The organism is Crenobacter sp. CS_VA4 (assembly GCF_055597485.1).
In genome coordinates, this window is sequence record NZ_JBVMAE010000009.1 from 53,579 (window position 1) to 73,826 (window position 20,248).

The window sequence follows — 20,248 nt, forward strand, 5'->3', positions numbered from 1 at the left end:
GCTCCTTTAGGTTGGCCGAACGGTTCAGGCGGTGCGCTGCTCGGTCAGCCCCAGCTTGTCCTTACTGGCCTGACGCATCAGATATTTCTGGATCTTGCCGGTCACCGTCATCGGAAACGCTTCGACGAACAGGATATAGCGCGGAATCTTGTAATGCGCGATCTGGCCCTGGCAGAAGGCGCGGATCTCGTCCTCGGTGGCGGTCTCGCCGTCGCGCAGCCGGATCCACGCACACAGCTCCTCGCCGTAGCGCTCGTCCGGCACGCCGATCACCTGCACGTCCTGGATCTTCGGGTGGCGGTAGAGGAATTCCTCGATCTCGCGCGGATAGACGTTCTCGCCGCCGCGGATCACCATGTCCTTGGAGCGGCCGACGATATTGCAGTAGCCGTCCTCGTCGATCACCGCCAGGTCGCCGGTATGCATCCAGCCGGCGGCGTCGATCGCCTCGCGGGTCTTCTCCTCGTCGCCCCAGTAGCCGAGCATCACCGAGTAGCCGCGGGTCAAGAGCTCGCCGGTTTCGCCGCGCGGCACGATGCGGCCGTCGACGTCGACCAGCTTCACCTCCAGGTGCGGATGGATGCGCCCGACCGTGCCGACCTTCTTGTCGATCGGCGTGTCGGTGGCGCTCTGGAAGCTGACCGGGCTGGTCTCGGTCATGCCGTAGGCGATCGTGACCTCGGCCATGTGCATCCGCTCGACCACCCGACGCATCACCTCGATCGGGCACGGGCTGCCGGCCATGATGCCGGTGCGTAAGGAAGACAGGTCGAATTCGCCGAAGCGCGGATGGTCGAGCAGCGCGATAAACATCGTCGGCACGCCGTGCAAGGCGGTACAGCGCTCGGCGGCCACCGTTTCCAGCACCGCCAGCGGCTCGAACGCCTCGGACGGGTAGATCATCGTCGCGCCGTGGCTCAGGCAGGCGAGATTGCCGAGCACCATGCCGAAGCAGTGATAGAGCGGCACCGGGATGCAGAGCCTATCGCCCGGCACCAGGCGCATCGCCTCGCCGACGAAGAAGCCGTTGTTGAGGATGTTGTGATGGCTGAGCGTGGCGCCCTTCGGGCTGCCGGTGGTGCCGGAGGTAAACTGGATATTGATCGGCTCGTCGAACTGCAGGCTGGCGCCGATCTCGGCGAGGCTTGCGCGTTCGGCCGCGCTCGGTTCGGTGAGCAGCGCCGGGAAGTTGAGCATGCCCGGCGCCGCCTCGTCGCCGAGCCGGATCACCACCTCCAGCGTCGGCAGTGCCGCCGAACGCAATTGCCCCGCCGGGCAGCCCGGCAGCTCCGGCGCCAGATCGTTGATCATCGCCAGGTAGTCGCTGCTCTTGAAGCTGGGCGCGACGATCAAGGCCCGGCAGCCGACCTTGTTCAGCGCGTACTCCAGCTCGGCGCGGCGGTACGCCGGGTTGATGTTGACCAGCACCAGGCCGGCCTTGGCGCTGGCAAACTGGGCCAGCACCCATTCGGTGTTATTCGGCGACCAGATGCCGACCCGGTCGCCGGGAACCAGGCCCAGCCGCAACAGCCCACACGCGAGCCGGTCGACCTGCTCGCGCAGCTCGGCGTAGCTCCAGCGCGTGCCCTGCTGCCGAACGATCAGCGCGTCGCGCTCGGCGTAGCGCCGGCAGGCGGCGTCGAAGTAGGCGCCCAGCGTCTCACCGATAAGGGGCGTAGCGCTGGCGCCGTGGACGTAACTCGACTGGGGCATGGGTGATCCTCCTCGTTGTTATCGTGAGTCGTTAGCGTGGCCGGGGCTTGTTGCCGCCGACAATAATGACTATTACGTAAACGTAAGTCACGGCAACTGTTGGCCTCCGCGGGAAAAACGCTACAATGCTGCATTCGATACAGGACGATTCCATCATGGCCGAGCAAGCGGAGTACAGCATCTCGGATCTTGCCAGCGAATGCGACGTGACGCTGCGCACCATCCGTTTCTACGAGGAGCAGGGCCTGATCCTGCCCGCCCGCCAGGGGCGCCAGCGCGTCTATACGCATCGCGACCGCGCCCGGCTGAAGCTGATCCTGCGCGGCAAGCGCATCGGCCTCGCGCTGTCGGAAATCCGCGAGATTCTCGACCTGTACGAGCTGGCGCGCGACGAGGCCAGCCAGTCGCTGAAACTGCTGCAGCTGTTGACCGAACGGCGCCAGCAGCTCGAGGAGCAACGCCGCGACATCGACGCGGTGCTGTCCGAGATCGACTCGCTGGAAGTGCACTGCCGCAGCGTGATCGACGAACTGACCCAGCATCCGCAGACCGCCTGAGGCGGTTTTTTACGCCATATAGTTGACGTTTACGTAAGCGTAATTAAAGATAGAAGCACAACACGCCCAAGTCTACGAGGAGAAGCCCCATGTTCACCCGCCTGAATTTCGGCCACGGCGACAGCTACGAGCTGCTGCGCGACACCATCAAGGACTTCGCCGACAGCGAAATCGCCCCGCGCGCTGCCGACATCGACCGCGACAACCTGTTTCCGGCCGACCTGTGGCGCAAATTCGGTGAGCTGGGCCTGCTCGGCATCACCGCCGAGGAAGAATACGGCGGCGCCAATCTGGGCTATCTCGCGCACATGATCGCGATGGAGGAAATCAGCCGCGCCAGCGCCTCGGTCGGCCTCTCCTACGGCGCACACTCCAATCTGTGCGTGAACCAGATCAACAAGAACGGCACCGCCGAACAGAAGGCCCGCTACCTGCCCAAGCTGATCTCGGGCGAGCACGTCGGCGCGCTGGCAATGTCGGAGCCGAACGCCGGCTCGGACGTGGTCAGCATGAAGCTGCGCGCCGACAAACAGGGCGACCACTACGTGCTCAACGGCAGCAAGATGTGGATCACCAACGGCGGCGACGCGGACGTGCTGGTGGTGTACGCCAAGACCGACGTCGACGCCGGCCCGCGCGGCATCACCGCCTTCATCGTCGAGAAGGGTTTCAAAGGCTTCTCGGCCGGCAGCAAGCTCGACAAGCTCGGCATGCGCGGCTCCAACACCTACCCGATCTTCTTCGACGACTGCGAAGTGCCGGCCGAGAACGTGCTGGGCAACGTCGGCGAAGGCGTCAACGTGCTGATGAGCGGCCTAGACTACGAACGTGCGGTGCTGGCCGCCGGCCCGCTCGGCATCATGCAGGCGTGCCTGGACGTAGTGGTGCCGTACCTGACCGACCGCACCCAGTTCGGCCAGCCTATCGGCGACTTCCAGCTGATGCAGGGCAAGCTCGCCGACATGTACGTGACGCTGTCGGCGAGCCGCGCCTATGTTTACGCGGTGGGACAGGCGCTCGACCGCGGCGAAGCGGGCCGCAACACCCGCAAGGACGCCGCCGGCGCCATCCTGTACGCCGCCGAAAACGCCACCAAGATGGCGCTGGACGCTATCCAGTGCCTGGGTGGCAACGGCTACATTAATGAGTACCCGACCGGCCGGCTGCTGCGCGACGCCAAGCTGTACGAGATCGGCGCCGGCACCAGCGAAATCCGCCGCTGGCTGATTGGCCGCGAGCTGATGGCCGAAACCCGCTAATCACCGCGCCGCCGGGCCCTGCCACCGCAGGCCCGGCGGCCGCAAAGGAGCTTGCCATGCATGACGCCGAACGCATCGTCCAGACCCAGTTGGACGCGTACAACGCCCGCGATCTCGACCGCTTCATCGCCTGCTACGCCGACACCGTCAAGGCGTACGGCTTCCCGTCACAACGGCTGCTGATCGACGGCAAGGCCGCGCTCGCCGAGCACTACGCCGAGAACCGTTTCAACCGGCCGGCGCTCAACGCCGAGCTGATCAGCCGCATGGGGCTCGGCAACACGGTGATCGACCGCGAGGTGGTCAGCGGCGTCGGCGACGCGGCGATCGACGCGATCGTGATCTACCAGGTGGTCGACGACCTGATCCAGACCGTCTGGTTCGTCGACGCCCACTGAGCCGCCCGCAAGGACACCCCATGCCGATACTGGAATCCACCCTTTCCCCGCGTTCGGCCGACTTTATCGCCAACAGCGACAAGATGCGCATGCTGGTCGCCGACCTGCAGGACAAGGTCGGCCGAATCGCCCAGGGCGGCGGCGACAGCGCCCGCGCCAAGCACACCGCCCGCGGCAAGCTGTTGCCGCGCGAGCGCATCGACCTGCTGCTCGACGCCGGCTCGCCGTTTCTCGAGCTGTCGCAGCTGGCCGCCTACGGCATGTACGACGACGCGGCGCCCGGCGCCGGGCTGATCGCCGGCATCGGCCGGATCAGCGGCATCGAGTGTCTGATCGTCGCCAACGACGCCACCGTCAAGGGTGGCACCTACTACCCGATGACGGTGAAGAAGCACCTGCGCGCGCAGGAGATCGCCCGCGAAAACCGCCTGCCCTGCGTCTACCTGGTCGACTCCGGTGGCGCCTTCCTGCCCCTGCAGGACGAGGTGTTTCCCGATCGCGACCACTTCGGCCGGATCTTCTACAACCAGGCCACGCTGTCGGCCGCCGGCATCCCGCAGATCGCGGTGGTGATGGGCAGCTGCACCGCCGGCGGCGCCTACGTGCCGGCGATGTCGGACGAGTCGGTAATCGTGCGCAACCAGGGAACGATCTTCCTCGGCGGTCCACCGCTGGTCAAAGCCGCCACTGGCGAGGTGGTCGACGCCGAGGAGCTGGGCGGCGGTGACGTCCACGCGCGCATTTCCGGCGTGGTCGACCATCTGGCCGAGAACGACGCGCACGCGCTGGGCATCGCCCGGCGCATCGTCGGCGGGCTCAACTGGCAGAAACACGGTGTGCTCGACCGCGCCGAGCCGAAGCTGCCGCGCTACGCCAGCGAGGAGCTGTATGGCGTGATCCCGGCCGACGCGAAGAAGCCGTTCGACGTGCGCGAGATCATCCTGCGTCTGGTCGACGACTCGGCCTTCGACGAATTCAAGCAGAACTACGGCGCGACCTTGGTCACCGGCTTCGCCCGGCTGAACGGCTACCGGGTCGGCCTCGTCGCCAACAACGGCATCCTGTTCTCCGAGTCGGCACTGAAGGGCGCGCACTTCGTCGAGCTGTGCAGCCAGCGCGGCATCCCGTTGATCTTCCTGCAGAACATCACCGGCTTCATGGTCGGCAAGAAGTACGAAAACGGCGGCATCGCCAAGGACGGCGCGAAATTGGTCACCGCGGTCGCCTGCGCCCGAGTGCCCAAGTTCACCGTGCTGATCGGCGGCAGCTTCGGCGCCGGCAACTACGGCATGTGCGGCCGGGCGTACTCGCCGCGCTTCCTGTGGATGTGGCCGAACGCGCGCATCTCGGTGATGGGCGGCGAACAGGCGGCCGGGGTGCTGGCGCAGGTGAAACGCGATCAGTTAGGCGACAGCTGGCCGAAAGAAGAAGAGGAAGCGTTCAAGGCGCCGATCCGCGAGCAGTACGAGCACCAGGGCCACCCCTACTACGCCAGCGCGCGGCTGTGGGACGACGGCGTGATCGACCCGAAGGACACCCGCGCGGTGCTCGCGCTGGCGCTGGAGGCGAGCCTGAACGCGCCGATCGAAGCAACGAAATTTGGCGTGTTCCGGATGTAATGCACCGGCCCGGTTCCCTGAGCCTGAAAAGCAAGAACAACACGAGGAAAGCCACCATGACACTGAAGACCGCTCTCGACAGCCGTGGCGTCGCCACCATCACGCTAGCCCGCCCGGAGCTGCACAACGCCTTCGACGACAAGCTGATCGCCGCGCTGACCACCCACCTCGAAGCGCTGGCCGCCGACCCGGCGGTGCGGGTGGTGGTGCTCGGCGCCGAGGGACGCAGCTTCTCGGCCGGCGCCGACCTGAACTGGATGCGCCGCGTCGCCGGCTACAGCGAGGAGGAAAACGTCCTCGACGCGATGACGCTGGCCACGCTGATGCACACGCTCGACACCCTGCCCAAGCCGACCGTGGCGCGGGTGCAGGGCGCGGCGTTCGGCGGCGGCGTCGGTCTGGTCGCCTGCTGCGATGTGGTGATCGCGAGCGACAACGCCAGCTTCTGCCTGTCGGAAGTGAAGCTCGGCCTGACCCCGGCGACGATCAGCCCCTACGTGGTCGCCAAGATCGGCGCCTCGGCGGCGCGACGCTACTTCCTCACCGCCGAGCGCTTCGACGCCGACACCGCCTGCCGGCTCGGCCTGGTGCACGAGGTCACCTCGGACGAGCTGCTCGACGACGTGGTCGACGGTCTGGTCGGCGACCTGCTCAACAACGGCCCGCAGGCGATGCGTGAGGCGAAGAAGCTGATCGCCGACGTCGCGTACCGCGAGGCGGACAGCGCACTGCTCAACGACACGGCGCGGCGCATCGCCCGGCTTCGCGGCAGCGCCGAGGGCCAGGAGGGACTGTCGGCGTTCCTCGACAAGCGCCGTCCGCACTGGCCATAAGCTCTGACCGCTTCGGCCAACGTTGGCCGAACGCCCGCCCCTGTCGCGTGGAATGACGATATGTTCAAGAAGATCCTGATAGCGAACCGCGGTGACCAGCCGCGAAGCGGCACAGCGACAAAGTCAAACCGCCTCGCGTGCGCAGCGCGCGTGGCCGATTTCGCCACGGAGTAACCATGTTCAAAAAGATACTGATCGCCAACCGTGGCGAAATCGCCTGCCGCGTGATCCGCACCGCCCGCCGCCTCGGCATCCGCACCGTGGCGGTGTATTCGGACGCCGACGCCGAGTCGCTGTTCGTCAAGCAGGCCGACGAAGCCTGGCGGCTCGGCCCGGCGCCGGTGGCCGATTCGTACCTGAAGGCCGAACGCATCCTCGAGATCGCCAAGGCAAGCGGCGCCGAGGCGATCCACCCCGGCTACGGCTTCCTGTCCGAGAACGCCGGCTTCGCCGAGGCGTGCGCCGCCGCCGGCATCGCCTTCATCGGCCCGCCGGCCGCCGCGATCGCCGCGATGGGCAGCAAGTCGGCCGCCAAGACGCTGATGGAGGGCGCCGGTGTGCCGCTGGTGCCGGGCTACCACGGCGACGAGCAGGACGAGGCGTTCCTGAAGACCCAGGCCGACGCGATCGGCTACCCGGTGCTGATCAAGGCCAGCGCCGGCGGCGGCGGCAAGGGCATGCGCATCGTCGCCCAGAGCGCGGATTTCCTCGCCGAGCTGGCCGCCTGCCGCCGCGAGGCGAAGGCGAGCTTCGGCGACGACAAGGTGCTGGTCGAGAAATACCTGACCCGCCCGCGCCACATCGAGATCCAGCTGTTCGCAGACACGCACGGCCGGGTCGTCTACCTGTTCGAGCGCGACTGCTCGGTGCAGCGCCGCCACCAGAAGGTGCTGGAGGAGGCGCCGGCCCCCGGCATGACGGCCGAGCGCCGCCGCGCGATGGGCGAGGCGGCCTGCGCCGCGGCGCGCGCGGTCGGCTACGTTGGCGCCGGCACCGTCGAGTTCATCGTCGACACCGCGAGCGACGCGTTCTACTTCATGGAGATGAACACCCGCCTGCAGGTCGAACACCCGGTCACCGAGTACATCACCGGCCAGGACCTGGTCGAGTGGCAGCTGAAGGTCGCGGCAGGCGATGCACTGCCGCTGGCGCAGGAGCAGCTGTCACTGACTGGCCACGCGATAGAGGCGCGCGTCTACGCCGAAGACCCGGACAACGACTTCCTGCCCGCCACCGGCAAGCTCGTGCACCTGAGCGCGCCGCAGGAATCGGGCACGGTACGCGTCGACACCGGCGTCGCCGAGGGCGACACGATCACGCCGTTCTACGACCCGATGATCGCCAAGCTGATCGTCTGGGGTAAAGACCGTGCCAGCGCCCTGGCGCGGCTCGATGCGGCGCTAGCCGACTACCAGGTGGCCGGCCTCGTCACCAACCTGCCCTTCCTGCGCCGACTGGCCGCGCACCCGGCCTTTGCCAACGCCGACCTCGACACCGGCCTGATCGCCCGCCACGCCGCCGAACTGCTGCCGCCGCCGGCCGCGCCGAGCGCCGAGCAGCTGGCGCTGGTCGCGCTGGCCGACACCTTGGCCGAACAGCCGGCCGGCGACTCGGCCTGGACCGCCCTGCCCGGCTGGCGGCTCAACGGTAGCCTGCGCCGCAGCCGCCATTATCGCCACGGCGAGACCGACTACCCGGTCGAGGTCGAGTATTGCGGCGACGCGCTGAACCTGTGCGTCGCCGGCCAATGCTTCGCCGCCCGTGGCCGTCTCGACGACACAGCGCTTTCGGCCAACCTGAACGGCCGACAGCTGGCCGCCGATCTGGTCCGGCATGGCGCCGAGCGCACGCTGTTCTGCCAGGGCGAGCGACTGACGGTGACCTGGCTCGACCCGCTGGCGGTCGAAGCCGGCGGCGCGCACGGCGAGGCACACCTGCGTGCACCGATGCCGGGCCGGGTGGTGGCCTGGTTGGCCGAACCGGGCGCGACCGTCAGCAAGGGCACGCCGCTGATGATCCTAGAGGCGATGAAGATGGAGCACACCCTGTCGGCGCCGAGCGACGGCAAGGTGGCGGCGTTCTATTACGCGCCGGGCGAACAGGTGGACGACGGGGCCGACTTGGTCGACTTCGAGGCCGCCTGAGCGCCACTGGCCCCCGGCGACGTTGTACTGCCGTACGACTTGTACTGTAGCTATGCAGAAACTTCGGCCATGCCTCGTTTTCTGCGGCAGCACGCCTGGCCGGGGCCGCTTCGCTGCATTTTCCAACGGCGGCATGCGCATACCCACACAAGGACTTCACCATGCAACAGGTCAAGATCGTCGAAGTCGGCCCGCGCGACGGGCTGCAGAACGAGAAACAGCAGCTGTCGGTGGTCGAGAAGCTGGCGCTGATCGCCGAGCTCGCCGACGCGGGGCTGACCCATATCGAGGCCGGCGCCTTCGTCTCGCCCAAGTGGGTACCGCAGATGGCCGACACCGCCGCGGTGCTGGCCGGCCTGGACCTCGCCAGTACCACCCACTACCCGGTGCTGGTGCCCAACGAGAAGGGCCTCGACGCCGCGCTGGCCGCCGGCGCGCGCGAGATCGCGGTGTTCGGCGCGGCGAGCGAATCGTTCAGCCAGAAGAACATCAACTGCAGCATCGCCGAGAGCCTGGCGCGCTTCGCGCCGGTGATCCGCCGCGCCCGCGACGCCGGCGTGGCGGTGCGCGGCTACGTGTCCTGCGTAGTGGCCTGCCCGTACGAGGGGCCGATCAAACCTGCCGCGGTGGCCGAGGTGGCGCAGGCGCTGGTCGAAATGGGCTGTTACGAGATCTCGCTCGGCGACACCATCGGCGTCGGCACGCCGCGCCAGGTGCTGGCGATGCTCGACGCGGTCGCGCACAAGGTACCGGTCAGCCAGTTGGCCGGTCACTACCACGACACCTACGGCATGGCGATCGCCAATATCTGCGCGTCGCTCGAGTTCGGCCTGCGCACCTTCGACGCCTCGGTTGCCGGGCTGGGTGGCTGCCCCTATGCTCAAGGAGCCTCCGGCAACGTCGCCAGCGAAGACGTGGTCTACCTGCTGGCCGGTCTTGGCTACGACACCGGGGTCGACCTGAACAAGCTCGTCGCCTGCGCTCGCCGCATCGCCGCCCGGCTAGACCGGGCGCCGTCGCGTGTGGCGCAGGCGCGCCAATAAGGGTCGCCGACCACCACGCCTAAGCGCCGCTACGCCGTGTGTCGGTGATCCCGCAACAGGGAGCACGCACATGAGCGATACCACCCGGCCCCTCTGGCAACCCTCGCCGGCCCGCGTGGCCGGCACCCACCTGACCGCCTTCACCCACGCGGCCGAGACCGCCTTCGGCCAACGTTTCCCCGACTACCACAGCCTGTGGCAGGCCAGCGTCGACGAGCCGGAGCGGTTCTGGGCGCTGGTCTGGAGCTATACCGGCGTGATCGGCGAGCGCGGCGAGACGGTGCTCGTCGATGGTGACAAGCTGCTCCAGGCGCGTTTCTTCCCCGATGCCCGGCTCAACTACGCGGAAAACCTACTGCGCCGCTGCGACGACGGGCGCGCCGTGGTGTTCTGGGGCGAGGACAAGGTCAAGCGCGAGTGGAGCTGGCGCGAGTTGACCGAACGGGTGTCACGGCTGCAGCAGGCGCTCACCGCCACCGGGGTGAAGAGCGGCGACCGGATCGCCGGCTTCATGCCGAACATGCCCGAGACACTGGCGGCGATGCTCGCCGCGACCAGCCTCGGCGCGGTCTGGACCAGCTGCTCGCCCGATTTCGGCATCGACGGCGCGCTCGACCGCTTCGGCCAGACCGAACCGACCGTGCTGTTCTGCCCGGACGGCTACTGGTACAACGGCAAGGACATCGACGTCGCCGACAAGCTCGCCGCGATCAACGCCGGCCTGCCGTCGCTGCAAAAGACCGTGGTGGTGCCCTACCTCGGCCGCGCCGACGCCATCGCCGCCCGGCTCGCCGGCGCGGTCACGCTCGACGCCTTCGTCGCGCCGTTCGTGCCGCAACCGCTACGGTTCGAGCGGCTGCCGTTCAACCACCCGCTGTTCATCCTCTATTCGAGCGGCACCACTGGCAAACCGAAATGCATCGTGCACGGCCACGGCGGCACGCTGCTGCAGCACCTGAAGGAGCACCAGTTGCACGCCGACCTGCACCGCGGCGATGCGCTGTTCTACTTCACCACCTGCGGCTGGATGATGTGGAACTGGCTGGTCTCGGGGCTGGCAAGCGGCGCGACACTGCTGCTCTACGACGGCTCGCCGCTCTCCGCCGACGGCCGGGTGCTGTGGGACTACGCCGAAGCGTACCGCTGCACCCATTTCGGCACCTCGGCCAAATACATCGATGGCCTGCACAAGCTCGGCCTGGAGCCGCGCCGACACTGGCGGCTCGGCGACCTGCGCGCGGTGCTGTCGACCGGCTCGCCGCTGGTCGCCGAGAGTTTCGACTGGGTCTATCGGGCGATCAAGGCCGACATCAGCCTGGCGTCGATCTCGGGCGGCACCGACATCGTCTCGTGCTTCGCGCTCGGCAACGCCAACCTGCCGGTCTGGGCCGGCGAGCTGCAGTGCCGGGGCCTGGGGATGGCCGTCGAGGTATGGGACGAGCGCGGCCACGCCGTGCGCGGCAAGAAAGGCGAGCTAGTCTGCACCAAGCCGTTCCCGTCGATGCCGGTCGGCTTCTGGCGCGACCCGGATGGCGAGAAGTACCGCAAGGCCTACTTCGACCGCTATCCCAACGTCTGGTGCCACGGCGACTTCGCCGAGATCACCGAACACGACGGGCTGATCATCCACGGCCGCTCCGACGCGGTGCTCAACCCCGGCGGGGTGCGGATCGGCACCGCCGAGATCTACCGCCAGGTCGAGGTGTTCGACGAAATCCTCGAAGCGCTGGCGGTCGGCCAGCACTGGCAGGACGACGAGCGGGTGGTGCTGTTCGTGCGGCTGCGCGAGGGGCTGACGCTCGACGAGGCGCTGATCACGCGGATCAAGGACAAGATCCGCCACGGCGCCAGCCCGCGCCACGTGCCGGCGCGCATCGTGCAGGTCACCGACATCCCGCGCACCCTGTCGGGCAAGATCGTCGAGCTGGCGGTGCGCAACGTGATCCACGGCGAGCCGGTCAGCAATGTGTCAGCACTGGCCAACCCCGAGGCGCTGAAACAGTTCGAGAACCGCGACGAGCTGAGCCACTGAGCCGTCCGGCCCGGCAATGCAAAACGCCACCCGAGGGTGGCGTTGTTCTGTCCGTGTCAGCGGGCCGTGGCGCTCGGGGTGCGCCGGTACAGCCCGAACTGGGTATCGTCGCGCGGTCGGCTGCCGGTCCAGACCAAGGTCCAGCCCGGTTCGGCCAGGCCGTCGTCCTTGTCGCGCACCATCAGCCGCCAGTTGCACGGCACGTCGATGTTGCCGCTCGGAAAGGTCTTGAGCTTCATATTGCCGAACATCTCCCAGCTCAGCCTTGTGAGCCGGTTGCTGTCCTCGGTGGCGACGCAGCCGACGTCCGGCGGCAGCGCGTCGACCATCTGCTCAACCACCGGCCGGAAGCTCTTCGCCGCGTCGAGCCACGGCAGCCACAAGGTCAGCCCCAGCCCCCACAGCAGCGTGATGCCGGCCGCCCAGTTGGTCACCGCCTGGCGGCCGCGCAGGTTGCGGCGGGTCACCGCCCAGATCCATACCAGTGTGGCGATCAACGCGCACACCGCGCCGAAGGTTGACACCTGCGGCTGATAGTACGGGCTGAAGTAGGCGGAGCGTTCGGCCAACTTGGCCGGCCAGCCGTAGTTCATCGCCAGCCAACCGAGCCACACCAGGATGCCGAAGAACCCGAAGGTCATCAGCCCGAACCAGTTGAACAGCGCCGCGGCGCCGCGCTTCAGGGTGTCGATCTCGATCGCCGCCAGCAGCGCCATCGGCAGGAGCAGCGGTATCGCGTACTCGGGCGCCTGGCGGTCGGACAGCGTCAATAGGATCAGCACCACCGCGAAGAATATCAGCGGCAGCTGCAGCATCGGGCTGTTCAGGTCGCGCCGGCGGTAGATCGTCCAGGCGGCCAGTGGCCAGGCCGGGAAGCAGTACCAGAACACCACCTGCGGGAAATAACCGAACTGGTGGAACATCTGGACATGGCCGACGCCGTTGAGCGGCCCGAGCGCGTAATAATTCCACCACTGCTGGAACTCGGCCGGGTGCGCCTTGGCGAACGCCATCGGCCAGATCAGCGCCAGCGGCACCGCGATCAGCAGCGCCAGGATCAGCGTGATCGCGTAGCTCTTGTTGCGCCAGGCCGAGAACGCCGGCAGCAGCGCCGCCACGCTGGCGATCAGCACCACCTCCAGCAGGCTGGTCGACAGGAAGGTCACCAGCAGGCCGATGCCCAGGATCGCCCCGGCCAGGCCCGGCGAGGTCAGCGCCAGCGCCAGCGCGTAGAACGCCGCGGCGAAACCGGCGAAACCGGCGACGATCGGGTTCATCTGGTGGCCGGTGGCGATCAGGCCGATGCAGCCGATCAGGATCAGCACCACGCTGCGGCCGTGCCGGCGGCCGATCAGCAGCCGCCCCGCCCCACCCATCAGCGTCAGCGCGATCGCCATGAAGAACGGCGTGGCGAGACGCGCCGCGTCGGGCATCGGCAACAGCCATGGAGAGAACAGTTTCACGAAACCGGCGGCCACCCAGTAGTAGAGCGGCGGCGACTCCAGGTGCGGCACGCCCTGGGTGGTCGGCAGCAGCCAGTTGTGGCTGCTGAGCATGCCCTCGACCACCGCGGTGGCGAACGGCTCGACCGGTTTCCACGGGTCGTGGCCGATGATGCCCGGCCACAGCCAGATGAAGGTCAACAGCAACAACAGCCAAGGCTTCTCGGTCGGCTTGGCGAGGTTGGGGTCCTGCGGAGGGGTATAAGTGAGCATGGGAGTAAGGATACCGGCAGCGCAAACGATACGCACTAAGAGCGACCAACAAAACCCTCCCGGCGTTGTTGCGCTGCCTTGCCGTACTACTTGCACTGTCTGCGGCAGCGTGCCTAGCCGGAACCGCTTCGCTGGGTTTTGTTAGCCGCTCTAAGACGCGACCATCGCCGCTTGGTTCGGCCGCGCGAAAAACAAAAAAGGCAGCCGCAGCTGCCTTTTTCGGTCCATGTCCGCGGGATTAGCGCTTGAACATGTTGCCGTATTTTTGCTTGAACTTGTCCACGCGACCGGCGGTGTCAACGATCTTCTGCTTACCGGTGTAGAACGGGTGGCACAGCGAGCACACTTCGATGTGGAAGCTGTCTTTGGCCATCGTCGACTTGGTGGTGAACTGGTTGCCGCACGAGCAGGTCACGGCAACTTCGGTGTAATCCGGGTGAATACCAGTTTTCATTTTGGGTTCCTTTAGTAAACGGGTACAGGGGTTGTGCCTATACCGCTAAGAGCGAAGTATTATGCTCGGCCTGCCTGCTCTTGGCAAGCGCCGCCCTTAGGCACGACGCCAGGTGGTTCCCTGCGGGCCGTCTTCCAGGATCACGCCAGCGTTGTGCAGCTCGTCGCGGATCCGGTCCGATTCGGCCCAGTTCTTCGCGGCACGCGCGTCCTTGCGGGCCTGGATCAGCGCTTCGATCGCGTCGGCCGACAGTTCGCTCTCGCCGACGCCGCCCTGCAGGAACGCCACCGGGTCGCGCTGCAACAGGCCGAGCACACCGCCGAGCGCCTTCAGCTGCGCCGCCAGCTCCACCGAGTGGGTCCGGTTCACTTCGCCGGCCAGCTCGAATAGCACCGCCATCGCTTCGACGGTATTGAAGTCGTCGTCCATCGCCGTCTTGAAGCACTGCGCGTGCGGCGCGTCCCAGTCGACCCTCACCTCGCCCGCCACCGGCACCCCCTTCAGCGCGGTATAGAGCCGGGTCAGCGAGCCCTTGGCATCGTCTAGGTGCGCGTCCGAGTAGTTCAGCGGGCTGCGGTAGTGAGCACGCAGGATAAAGAAGCGCACCACTTCGGCATCGTACTTTTCCAACACCTCGCGGATGGTAAAGAAGTTGCCCAAGCTCTTGGACATCTTCTCGTTGTCGACGCGGATGAAGCCGTTGTGCAGCCAGTAATTTACAAATTGATGATCGTGCGCGCCTTCGGACTGCGCGATCTCGTTCTCGTGGTGCGGGAACTGCAGGTCGGCACCGCCGCCGTGGATGTCGAAGTGATCGCCGAGCAGCTGTTCGCTCATCACCGAGCACTCGATGTGCCAGCCCGGACGGCCCTCGCCCCACGGACTGGTCCAGGACGGTTCACCGAGCTTCGCCGATTTCCACAGCACGAAATCGAGCGGGTCGCGCTTGTACGGGTCGACGTCGACGCGCTCGCCGGCACGCAGGTCGTCGAGCGTCTTGCCCGACAGCTTGCCGTAGCCCTTGAACTCGCGCACCGCGTAGTAGACGTCGCCGTTGGCGGCCGGGTAGGCCTTGTCGTTGGCGATCAGCTGCTCGATCATCGCGATCATGCCCGGCACATAGGCGGTGGCACGCGGCTCGTGATCCGGTTTCAGAGCGCCCAGCCGCTCGAAGTCCTCGTTCATCGCGGCGATGAAACGACCGGTCAGCGCCTCGATCGGCTCGTCGTTCTCGGCAGCGCGCCGGATGATCTTGTCGTCGATGTCGGTGATGTTGCGCACATAGGTCAGGTCGTAACCTTCGGCGCGCAACCAGCGACTGACCATGTCGAACACCACGATCATCCGTGCATGCCCCAGGTGACAGTAGTCGTACACCGTCATGCCGCAAACGTACATGCGTACTTTGCCGGGCTCGATCGGTTTGAAGACTTCTTTCTGTCGGGACAGGGTGTTGAACAGGGTCAGCATGGTGAACAGTCTGTTATCGGTCGGTAAAAGAATATTCTAACAGAGCTTGTCAAGCGGCCGAAACCGGCCGCGCCGGCTCGAGGCTAGCGACGTCTCCCCCCAAACCCAGGGCGGCCAACACGGCCCCGGGGTCGAGATCGTGCCCGCCCTTCGTTTCAGGCATGAAAAAAGCGGGCATCGCGCCCGCTTTTTTACCCGATCCGGATTACTTGCTCCAGTTGTCTTTCAGACCCACCGTGCGGTTGAACACCACCTTCTTGCCCGGCTGGTGATCGCGACGGTCGGTGACGAAGTAGCCGATCCGCTCGAACTGATAACGCGATTCCGGTGCCAGATCCAGCACCACCGGCTCGATGTAGCCAGTCACCACCTTCAGCGACTCCGGATTGAGGAACTGCACGAAGTCGACGTACTCGCCGTCGTCGCCGCGCACCGCGTCCGGACGCGCTTCGGTGAACAGTCGGTCATACAGTCGCACCTCGGCCTCGACCGCATGTTCGGCCGACACCCAGTGGATCACGCCCTTCACCTTGCGGCCTTCCGGGTTCTTGCCCAGGGTGTCGTGGTCGATCGAGCACTTCAGCTCCACGACACGGCCGTCGGCGTCCTTGATCACATCAATGCACTTGATCACGTACGAGTAGCGCAGCCGCACTTCGCCGCCGGCGGTCAGGCGCTGCCACTTCGGCGGCGGCACTTCGGCGAAGTCGTCGCGCTCGATGTAGATCTCGCGGGCGATCGGCACGTCGCGCTCGCCGAATTCCGGATGGTGCGGGTGGAACGGCGCGCTGCGGCTGGCGGTGACGCCGGCCTCGTAGTTGGTCAGCGTGACCTTGATCGGGTCGAGCACCGCCATCACGCGCGGGCTGCCGGCTTCCAGCTCTTCCCGCACCGCGCCCTCCAGCACGCTCATGTCGATGATGTTTTCCGACTTGGACACGCCGATGCGCTGTGCGAACAGCTTCAGGCCCGACGGGGTATAGCCGCGGCGACGCATGCCCGTCACGGTCGGCATGCGCGGGTCGTCCCAGCCGCTCACCAGGCCTTCGGCGACCAGACGGTTGAGCTTGCGCTTCGAGGTGATCGTGTACAGCAGGTGCAGACGCGAGAACTCGTATTGGCGCGGGTGGCACGGGATGGTGATGTTGTCGAGCACCCAGTCGTACAGCGGACGGTGGTCTTCGAATTCGAGCGAACACAGCGAGTGGGTGATGCCTTCCAGCGCGTCCGAGATGCAGTGGGTGTAGTCGTACATCGGGTAGATGCACCACTTGTCGCCGGTACGGTGGTGATGGGCACGGCGGATACGGTAGATCGCCGGGTCGCGCAGGTTGATGTTACCCGACGCCATGTCGATCTTCAGGCGCAGCGTCTTGCTGCCGTCCGGGAACTCGCCGTCCTTCATCCGGGTGAACAGGTCGAGGTTTTCCTCGACACTACGGTCGCGGAACGGGCTGTTCTTGCCCGGCTCGGTCAGGCTGCCGCGGTAAGCGCGCATCTCTTCGGCGGTCAGGTCGTCGACGTAGGCCTTGCCGGCACGGATCAGCTCGACGGCGAAGTCGTACAGCGCGTCGAAGTAATTCGAGGCGAAACGCACGTCCTGATTCCACTCGAACTGCAGCCAGTGGATGTCTTCCTGGATGGCCTGGACGTACTCGTCCGACTCTTTTTCCGGGTTGGTATCGTCAAAGCGCAGATTGCACAGGCCTTGGTAGTCTTCGGCCAGCCCGAAGTTGATGCAGATCGCCTTGACGTGACCGATGTGCAGGTAGCCGTTCGGCTCCGGCGGGAAGCGGGTGACGATGCTCTGGTGCTTACCCGAGGCGAGATCTTCGTCGATGATGTTGCGAATGAAGTTGCTGATTACCGGCGCGTTGTTTTCCGTGCTCATCGTCAAAAATGTAGGCGAAAAGAGTAATCGGACGATTGTACCGCAAGCGGCCGGCCGCTGCCGAGCCGGCCGCTTGCGAAAGTCATACCGGCGTGAGCCGCCCTGTCCAGCGCGACGCCGTCAGCTGCAGCGCGCTGCACAGCACGAAATACATCAACCCGACGAACAGAAACACCTCGGTCGAGTAGACCAGCATGCGGTTATTGAGCTGGGTGGCAACGTAGGTCAGCTCGGCCACGCCGACGATATAGGCGAGCGAGGTGTCCTTGATCAGCGCCACCCACTGGTTGACGAACGACGGCAGCATCATCCGCAGCGCCTGCGGCAGCGCGATCAGCCGCAGCGTCTGCCAGCGGTTCAGGCCGAGCGACAGCCCCGCCTCCCACTGGCCGCGACCGATCGCCGCCAGCCCCGCCGCCACCCCGTGCGCCAGGTACGCGCCACCGATCAACGCCAGCGCCGCGACCACGGTGGTGATCTCGGGAATGTCGACGCCGAATAGGATAGGCAGCAGGAAATAGGCCCAGAAGATCAGCATCAGCACCGGAATCGCACGCAGGAAGCCGATCGCGAGCACGAGCAGCCGCTTCGGCCAACCCCGGCTCATCGTCAATGCCACCCCGCCCGTCACGCCGAGCAGCGCCGAACCGAGCCCGGCCAGGCCCGCCAGCAACAAGGTCAGCGCCAGGCCGCCGAGCGGGCCGTGCGGGTAGCCCCCCCACAGCAGCGTGGGCAGATTGTCGAGAATCACCGCGCCATTCATCGCCGCCCCTCCCCGACCGGCGCCAAGCGGCCCTGGCGCAGCTGCTGCAAGGCCAGCTCCAGCGCCACGATGATCGCGATATAGAACAGTGTCGCCACGCCGAAGGCCTGGAAGGTCTTGAGCGTTTCGGTCTCGACCTGGCGCGAGGTATACGACAGCTCGACCACGCCGATCGCCATCGTCAGAGAGGTGTTCTTCACCACGTTCATATACTGGCCGAACAGGGGTGGCAAGGCGATGCGCAAGGCCTGCGGCAGGATCACCCAGCGCAGCGCCTGCCAGTTGGACAGCCCCAGCGCCGCCGCCGCATCACGCTGGCCGGACGCCACGCCGCAGATGCCAGCGCGGATTTCCTCGGCGATGAAGCTGGCCGAATAGAGGGAGAGGCCGAACAGCCCGGCGATGAACTCGTAGCTCGGCCACGGCAGCGTCCAGCCGGCCGCCAGCGTCAGCGCGTGCGGCGCATTGAGCCACGCGACCGCGCCGTCGGGCAGCAGCCGGGCGGCGCCGAAGTACCAGAACAGCAGCTGCACCAGCAGCGGGGTGTTGCGGAACACGGTCAGGTAGGCGAGCGCCGGTAATTGCAGCGCGCGGTGGCGGCTGTCGCGCAATGCCGCGAACAGCAGGCCGATCAGGGTGGCGAGCAGCGCCACCAATAGAGACAGGAACAGCGTTTCCAGCACGCCCCACAGCATCCAGGTCAGATACTTGGGAGCGAGCCAGTCGACAGCGACAAGATGTGGCATGACTCGATTACGACCAAGGGGAAAGCAAAACGGAAAAAGGCAGCGCAGGATTTACCCTGCGCTGCCGGTCACAACGGTGGGACGATCAGGCCTTGTCGCCGATCTTGAAGGTGCGCGGCAGCGGCGCCGGGGTGCTCGGGCCGAACCAGCGCTCGTAGATGGTCTTGGCCTGGCCGTTCTTTTCCAGTTCGGTCAGCGTGGCGTTGACTTCTTTCAACAGCCGGGTCTCGCCCTTCGCGACGCCGATGCCCTGATACTCGCGGGTCAGGTGGAACGGCGCCAGTTCGTACTTGTCCTTGTCCGGCACCTTGGCCAACAGCGCGACCAGCTTGGCGTCGTCCTGGGTGATCGCCTGCACGTTGCCGTTGCGCAGCGCGGCCAGCGCCAGCGGAGTGTCGTCGTAGGCGATCACTTTGGCGCTCGGGAATTTCTCGCGCAGCGTGATTTCCTGGGTGGTGCCCTTGTCGGCGCCGATGCGCAGCTTGCCGATGTCGGCCGGCTGCTTCAGCAGGCCCTTCTTGGCGATGAATTACTGGCCGGTGGCGAAGTACGGGGTGCTGAAGTCAAGCTGCTTGGCGCGCTCGTCGGTGATGGTGAAGTTGGCGGCGACCAGGTCGACCTTGTTCGACACCAAGAGCGGGATGCGGTTGGCCGGGTTGGTCGGGCGCAGTTCCAGCTTCACGCCGAGCTTCTTGGCGATCGCCTGGGCGTAGTCGATGTCGAGGCCCTGCTGCTTGTTGGCGGCGTCGACGAAGCCGAACGGCGGGTTGCTGTCGAACACGGCGACGCGCAGCACGCCGGCTTTCTTGATGTCGTCGAGCTTGTCGGCGTAGGCATGGGTTGCAAAAGTGGACAACAGCGCAAGGAACAAGAGACCGCGTTTCATCAATAACTCCCTCTCTAGGTAGCGTCCATCGCGATCCGGTGTGCCGGCCTTCTGGGCCGTGCCGGACCGGGCGGAGCGCTGGTTTGCTTAGGTTCAAATCAAGACAGGGTCATGATAGCTACACAGCATAATAATTAGAAATTATCTAAAACATTATCAATATTTCTATTTGGAATTTACAGAACTGAACCACAGCCTAGGTCGATCCATCCGGTTCGGTTCCCTTCACGCAGCAACCCTTCGTCGGCCGGCTTGCAGATACGCTTCCGGCATGAACTACGGGGTCTATTGTTAAGTGCGGGTTTGGGATCCGGTCGGACGAGCCGGGCGCAACGCTCCATGGCACTAGGCCGGAGTCACGCCGTGTACTAAGCTGCCAGCGTTCCGTCATCGCCGAGTTGTAGACCCCGCCCGCCTTCCTTTCGAGGAGAGTTTCGATGACGCGCAAGTACATCGACTGTCGTGAGTATCCGAGCGCAAGTCATTGCACTGTAGCGCTATGCGCAGATAGCGAAGAGGAGCTGTTGGAAGCGGCGATACAGCATGCGGTGGCGGTGCATCAGCATCAGGACACGCCTGAGTTACGAACCCAGTTGAGGCAGTTGTTCAAAGATGGCACGCCGCCGGTGGAGGCTACGCGGGCGGACTGACAACCCGGCCGAGGTAGTCGAAACGGTAGCAAGGCAGCAGAAACACTCGAAAGGCAATACAGCCCAGCCGGCAAT

At 66.0% G+C, this 20,248-nt stretch carries 18 protein-coding genes and 1 pseudogene; 10 read left to right on the forward strand and 9 right to left on the reverse strand.

Annotated features, from left to right (window positions below; all coding sequences use genetic code 11):
* Positions 1-24 precede the first annotated feature (24 nt).
* Positions 25-1,713, reverse strand: a complete 1,689-nt coding sequence (locus ACZ2IA_RS10420; protein ID WP_470292513.1) for an AMP-binding protein — start codon at positions 1,711-1,713, stop codon at positions 25-27.
* Between the two features lie 125 nt (positions 1,714-1,838).
* Here ACZ2IA_RS10420 and ACZ2IA_RS10425 point away from each other — a divergent pair, with 125 nt between their 5' ends.
* From ACZ2IA_RS10425 to ACZ2IA_RS10465, 9 genes and pseudogenes are all read left to right on the forward strand, one after another.
* A complete protein-coding gene (locus ACZ2IA_RS10425; protein ID WP_470292514.1) occupies positions 1,839-2,270 on the forward strand; it encodes a MerR family transcriptional regulator in 432 nt (143 codons plus the stop codon).
* Between the two features lie 89 nt (positions 2,271-2,359).
* A complete protein-coding gene (locus ACZ2IA_RS10430) occupies positions 2,360-3,529 on the forward strand; it encodes an isovaleryl-CoA dehydrogenase (RefSeq protein ID WP_470292515.1) in 1,170 nt (389 codons plus the stop codon).
* Positions 3,530-3,585: 56 nt separating this feature from the next.
* Positions 3,586-3,927, forward strand: a complete 342-nt coding sequence (locus ACZ2IA_RS10435; protein ID WP_470292516.1) for a nuclear transport factor 2 family protein — start codon at positions 3,586-3,588, stop codon at positions 3,925-3,927.
* 20 nt (positions 3,928-3,947) lie between these two features.
* Positions 3,948-5,546 carry a carboxyl transferase domain-containing protein gene (locus ACZ2IA_RS10440; RefSeq protein WP_470292517.1) on the forward strand — a complete coding sequence of 533 codons (1,599 nt, stop codon included), beginning with the start codon at positions 3,948-3,950 and terminating at the stop codon, positions 5,544-5,546.
* 56 nt (positions 5,547-5,602) lie between these two features.
* On the forward strand, positions 5,603-6,379 hold the full coding sequence (locus ACZ2IA_RS10445) for an enoyl-CoA hydratase/isomerase family protein (RefSeq protein ID WP_470292518.1): 777 nt from the start codon (positions 5,603-5,605) through the stop codon (positions 6,377-6,379).
* Between the two features lie 176 nt (positions 6,380-6,555).
* A pseudogene (locus ACZ2IA_RS10450) lies at positions 6,556-7,902 on the forward strand (acetyl-CoA carboxylase biotin carboxylase subunit); the annotation flags it as partial.
* 42 nt (positions 7,903-7,944) lie between these two features.
* Complete coding sequence (locus ACZ2IA_RS10455; protein WP_470292631.1) at positions 7,945-8,523, forward strand: acyl-CoA carboxylase biotin carboxyl carrier protein subunit; 579 nt, start codon at positions 7,945-7,947, stop codon at positions 8,521-8,523.
* Positions 8,524-8,684: 161 nt separating this feature from the next.
* Entirely contained in the window at positions 8,685-9,566 is an 882-nt protein-coding gene (locus ACZ2IA_RS10460; protein ID WP_470292519.1) for a hydroxymethylglutaryl-CoA lyase, read from the forward strand.
* A gap of 70 nt (positions 9,567-9,636) precedes the next feature.
* Positions 9,637-11,598 carry an acetoacetate--CoA ligase gene (locus ACZ2IA_RS10465; RefSeq protein WP_470292520.1) on the forward strand — a complete coding sequence of 654 codons (1,962 nt, stop codon included), beginning with the start codon at positions 9,637-9,639 and terminating at the stop codon, positions 11,596-11,598.
* Between the two features lie 56 nt (positions 11,599-11,654).
* Here ACZ2IA_RS10465 and ACZ2IA_RS10470 read toward each other — a convergent pair whose 3' ends face one another.
* The 8 genes from ACZ2IA_RS10470 to ACZ2IA_RS10505 form a co-directional block, all read right to left on the reverse strand.
* Positions 11,655-13,313, reverse strand: coding sequence for an ArnT family glycosyltransferase (locus ACZ2IA_RS10470; protein WP_470292521.1), 1,659 nt, complete (start codon positions 13,311-13,313; stop codon positions 11,655-11,657).
* A 238-nt stretch (positions 13,314-13,551) separates the two neighbouring features.
* Positions 13,552-13,767 carry a 50S ribosomal protein L31 gene (rpmE, locus tag ACZ2IA_RS10475; RefSeq protein ID WP_470292522.1) on the reverse strand — a complete coding sequence of 72 codons (216 nt, stop codon included), beginning with the start codon at positions 13,765-13,767 and terminating at the stop codon, positions 13,552-13,554.
* Between the two features lie 96 nt (positions 13,768-13,863).
* Positions 13,864-15,237, reverse strand: a complete 1,374-nt coding sequence (cysS, locus tag ACZ2IA_RS10480) for a cysteine--tRNA ligase (protein ID WP_470292523.1) — start codon at positions 15,235-15,237, stop codon at positions 13,864-13,866.
* 205 nt (positions 15,238-15,442) lie between these two features.
* Positions 15,443-17,128 (reverse strand): glutamine--tRNA ligase/YqeY domain fusion protein, encoded by a 1,686-nt coding sequence (locus ACZ2IA_RS10485; RefSeq protein ID WP_470292524.1) that lies wholly within the window; start codon positions 17,126-17,128, stop codon positions 15,443-15,445.
* An 82-nt stretch (positions 17,129-17,210) separates the two neighbouring features.
* Positions 17,211-17,891: an amino acid ABC transporter permease gene (locus tag ACZ2IA_RS10490; RefSeq protein ID WP_470292525.1), complete on the reverse strand. Its 681-nt coding sequence runs from the start codon at positions 17,889-17,891 to the stop codon at positions 17,211-17,213.
* Entirely contained in the window at positions 17,888-18,637 is a 750-nt protein-coding gene (locus ACZ2IA_RS10495; protein ID WP_470292526.1) for an amino acid ABC transporter permease, read from the reverse strand. Before ACZ2IA_RS10495 ends, ACZ2IA_RS10490 begins: the two co-directional genes overlap by 4 nt.
* 85 nt (positions 18,638-18,722) lie before the next feature.
* Positions 18,723-19,049 (reverse strand): transporter substrate-binding domain-containing protein, encoded by a 327-nt coding sequence (locus ACZ2IA_RS10500; protein WP_470292527.1) that lies wholly within the window; start codon positions 19,047-19,049, stop codon positions 18,723-18,725.
* 117 nt (positions 19,050-19,166) lie between these two features.
* Positions 19,167-19,523, reverse strand: a complete 357-nt coding sequence (locus tag ACZ2IA_RS10505; RefSeq protein WP_470292528.1) for a transporter substrate-binding domain-containing protein — start codon at positions 19,521-19,523, stop codon at positions 19,167-19,169.
* A gap of 437 nt (positions 19,524-19,960) precedes the next feature.
* Between ACZ2IA_RS10505 and ACZ2IA_RS10510 the strand changes: the two genes are divergently transcribed.
* The gene (locus ACZ2IA_RS10510) at positions 19,961-20,173 is read left to right on the forward strand and encodes a DUF1059 domain-containing protein (protein WP_470292529.1); all 213 of its coding nucleotides are present in this window, start codon (positions 19,961-19,963) and stop codon (positions 20,171-20,173) included.
* Positions 20,174-20,248: the final 75 nt, after the last annotated feature.